This window comes from Moraxella sp. CTOTU48268 (genome assembly GCF_032069585.1).
GTDB classification, from domain to species: domain Bacteria; phylum Pseudomonadota; class Gammaproteobacteria; order Pseudomonadales; family Moraxellaceae; genus Faucicola; species Faucicola cinerea.
Genome location: NZ_DAMALV010000070.1, coordinates 1 through 3,489, shown reverse-complemented (window position 1 = coordinate 3,489; position 3,489 = coordinate 1). Strand labels below are relative to the sequence as shown.

Here is a 3,489-nt window from a genome sequence, read left to right as displayed (position 1 = left end):
GTCATTTAAATTCGAGCCTTCAATTTACCAATCTTGCTTTCATCGCTTTGTTATTAAAAAGATTGTGAACAGGTTCTTAGATCAACAGGTAAATTGTTGGATAAATTTCAAATTAATAACAAAGCTAATTTATCGCCATAGGTTTTTTCAAACCATCAAAAATATCCCCACTGTCGGTGATAATTTACTGTCAGCTGATATTGATTTTCATCGATACCCGCTGCTTTGAGGGCTTTTTTTAACTCCCACGTATCAAAGACGGCTTGGGAGCAATGATTGCTAAAGCCAAATTGTGCTAACACCGTCTTTGGTAATGGGATTTGACTTTTGATAGTGGTTGATTGGGTGATCATAAATTTATCCAATAGTTTGCAAACACATGGTTAGAGAGCCAATAGCCCAGCGGTAGATTGACCAAAACACCCGCTGTAAACGCAAGTACAGGTTTAATGCCCACGCTTGCCAATGCTTTAAATCGCGTTGTCATACCAATTGATAAAAACGTTAAGGTAAAAAACCAACCGCGATAGTCTTTGATAAGACCTAATGCTTGTTTATTAAAAGCTTCAGCGTTGGGTGCAATCAGTACAAATAAGGTCGTGATGATTGAGGCAATAAAAAAACCGATAATAAACTTAGGAAATCGACGCCAAATCTCTGATTTATCAATTCGCTCGTTCGTTGAAGCACGCTCCCAGACAGTGACCGATAAATAAGCTGCCAAAAATGCCCATAATCCAACAAACATATCTCGGCCTACCACTTTCATTAATGTAAAGGCTTGGGTAGCAGACTCATTACCAATCGCTTCAACCGCCGCAAAGCCAGCAGCGTCTGCAAATTCAGACGTTCCAATCCAAGCACCGGCAATCGCAGGTGGCAAATCCAATAACTTACAAGCAAATGGCAGCGCAAAAATCATAATTACCGCCCACACAATCACCAACGAAATGGACGCCGCTACATGCTCATGTTTGGCTCTACAGGCACCGCCAATGGCAATCGACGCTGACACCCCACACACCGAGCCACCTGCCCCAAGGGTCGCTGCAAATCGGTTATCAAGCTTGAACACTTTTGTTGCGACGAAATAAATGGTAGAAAAAGTCACAACCGAAACAATTAAGGCTTGCACAATGGCGGCCGGACCCGCTTTTAAAATCGTAGTGAAGGGTAAGGTTGCCCCCATTAAAATAATACCAATTTTGACATAGTATTCGGTTCTCAGCACCTCCTTTAATTTATCAGCAATTGAGGTAAAATTGCCAAGTAACAGACCAATGAACAAGGCTACTAAAGGACTTTCTAGTTGCCATGCTTTGACAGTCTTATTACTGCTTAAAATCAAAATGCCCGCCGCCATCAAAAACAATAAGATAAATTTGGCTAAAAATGGAGGTAATTTTATTTCAGGTTGCGCGGATTTGGCACCCAAAAATAGCAGTAACCCAAAACCAATCGCTAAGCTTAGCAGTCCTAGGATTGAATGGCTAACTAGGTTAAATAGCTCACTAACGTCTGACCAAGGTTTTATTTTGACATTTAAGTTAGTGATAGGTATTTGCAATATATACAAGGTGCAAATCACCACCACAATAAATAGTCCCAGCACAACCGACCAATTATCCTCATTTTTTAAAAATTTCATGACCTCACGCTCCTTTCTCCCAATATCGATTAACACTTGCATCAAATAAAAAAGACATTATTCCATGAATTATTGATTATACTTAATAACCATAACTGATATGAATATAATAAATTTTGCTAACAGGCGGTACTGTGACCGCATAATGTTTAGGTGGTTTTTACTGACTGACCTAGCGCCAATAAAAGCGCTGAGCAAAGTTTTGACTAACCTAGACAGAAAAATCAAATCAATTAAGTTTATCATTAAAAAAGCCCATTAACTTTTTAATGGGCTTTTGCTCAATAAAGGGTGGCAAAGAGTGCCAAAAGGTGTCAGTGGCTTGCCATTGTCCGATAGGCGTGCTCAATGCACCGCTAAAATTTTATCGAGCACAATTTGCTCCAGTGGCGCAGTTTTAGTCATGTTATTACGGGGATGGGGCAATAAGATTGGCAAATCCAGTCCAATTTTGCCTTGTTCAATTAAAATCACCCTGTCAGCCGTGATGACCGCTTCACTGACATCATGGGTCACTAAAATGACCGTAAATCGATGTTCTTGCCATAATTTGACCAATAGTTGCTGCATATCAAGACGGGTTAATGCATCGAGCGCCCCCAATGGCTCATCAAGCAGCAACAGCTGGGGACGATGAATAATCGCTCTAGCCAAAGCCACTCGCTGCTTTTGCCCCCCTGACAATGCCGATGGCCAATCATCAGCCCGCTCTGCCAAGCCGACTTCCGCCAACGCTTTCAACGCTTGCGCTTTCCAGTCTGGCGTTTTTAGCCCAAGCCCCACATTTTCCAGCACCGTTTTCCAAGGTAATAATCGGTCATCTTGGAACATCAGCCGCGTAGATTGTCGCCATGCCTGAGGCGACATGGCTTGATTGGCAATTGACATGGCTGTCAACTCCCCACTACTCGCCGTTTCTAACTGCGCAAGTAAACGCAGCAACGTTGATTTGCCACAGCCACTGTGCCCGACAATAGCGATAAAATCCCCACTTTGAATGTGCAAATCTAGGTTTTTAATGACTTCTCGATTGTCAAATTTTTTGACCACATTGGTTAAGCTTAAAGCCAATCCTGCTGAGGTTTTTGATGGCGTTCTGGATGACGCTGACAATGGCGTTGACATTAGTGTACTCCTTGTTGGTAAGCGGGGTGCCATTTGAGCCAAACAAACTCAAGCTTTTTGGCAATAAAATCGGCTAAAAACCCTAATAATGCATAAACCAAGATTGAAAACATAATGATATCAATCTGAAAAAACTCGCGAGCGTGCATGGCTAAATACCCAATGCCTGTGGTAGCCGAAATGGTTTCCGCCACAATCAGCGTCAGCCACATAATGCCCAATGAAAAACGCACCCCCACCAAAATACTCGGCAATGCCCCAGGTAAAATCACTTCTTTAAACAATGCCCAACCGGTTAAATCATAGCTTTTTGCCATCTCGACCAGATGTTTATCCACATTACGGACGCCGTGATAGGTATTCAAATAAATCGGAAAAAATGTGCCAACTGCCACCAAAAAAATCTTTGCCGTTTCATCAATCCCAAACCACACAATGACCAGGGGAATTAATGCCAAATGTGGGATGTTTCTCAGCATTTGAAAGGTGGTATCCAATAACGTGCGAAATACAGGCAAGGTACTGGTCAACAGCCCAAACCCCAACCCAAACAACCCGCCAATCAACAACCCAGCAAACGCTCGCAGCGCACTAATACCGAGATGCTGCCAAAGCTCACCACTTTTTATGAGTTCATAGCCCGCTTGAAGAACGGCACTGGGTGACGAAATATTTTTAAGATAATCCTCAGGCAGGAATTGAAAACTTGCTACCAG

4 protein-coding genes are annotated in these 3,489 nt (G+C 42.4%); all 4 read right to left on the bottom strand.

The annotated features are described in order from the left end of the window. Positions 1 to 155 precede the first annotated feature (155 nt). Positions 156 to 353 (bottom strand): hypothetical protein, encoded by a 198-nt coding sequence (locus RT143_RS12135; RefSeq protein WP_007117079.1) that lies wholly within the window; start codon positions 351 to 353, stop codon positions 156 to 158. Then, positions 350 to 1,648, bottom strand: coding sequence for a YeiH family protein (locus RT143_RS12130; protein ID WP_313093328.1), 1,299 nt, complete (start codon positions 1,646 to 1,648; stop codon positions 350 to 352). Before RT143_RS12130 ends, RT143_RS12135 begins: the two co-directional genes overlap by 4 nt. Before the next feature lie 345 nt (positions 1,649 to 1,993). Continuing rightward, entirely contained in the window at positions 1,994 to 2,773 is a 780-nt protein-coding gene (locus RT143_RS12125; RefSeq protein ID WP_313093326.1) for an ATP-binding cassette domain-containing protein, read from the bottom strand. Then, a partial coding sequence (locus tag RT143_RS12120) for an ABC transporter permease subunit (RefSeq protein WP_313093324.1) occupies positions 2,773 to 3,489 on the bottom strand: 717 nt, incomplete at its 5' end. The genes RT143_RS12125 and RT143_RS12120, both read right to left, overlap by 1 nt.

Coding starts and splice junctions, on each gene's coding strand:
- RT143_RS12125 (WP_313093326.1), bottom strand. CDS start 2,773: ATGTCAACGCCATTGTCAGCGTCATCCAGAACGCCATCAAAAACCTCA.
- RT143_RS12135 (WP_007117079.1), bottom strand. CDS start 353: ATGATCACCCAATCAACCACTATCAAAAGTCAAATCCCATTACCAAAG.
- RT143_RS12130 (WP_313093328.1), bottom strand. CDS start 1,648: ATGAAATTTTTAAAAAATGAGGATAATTGGTCGGTTGTGCTGGGACTA.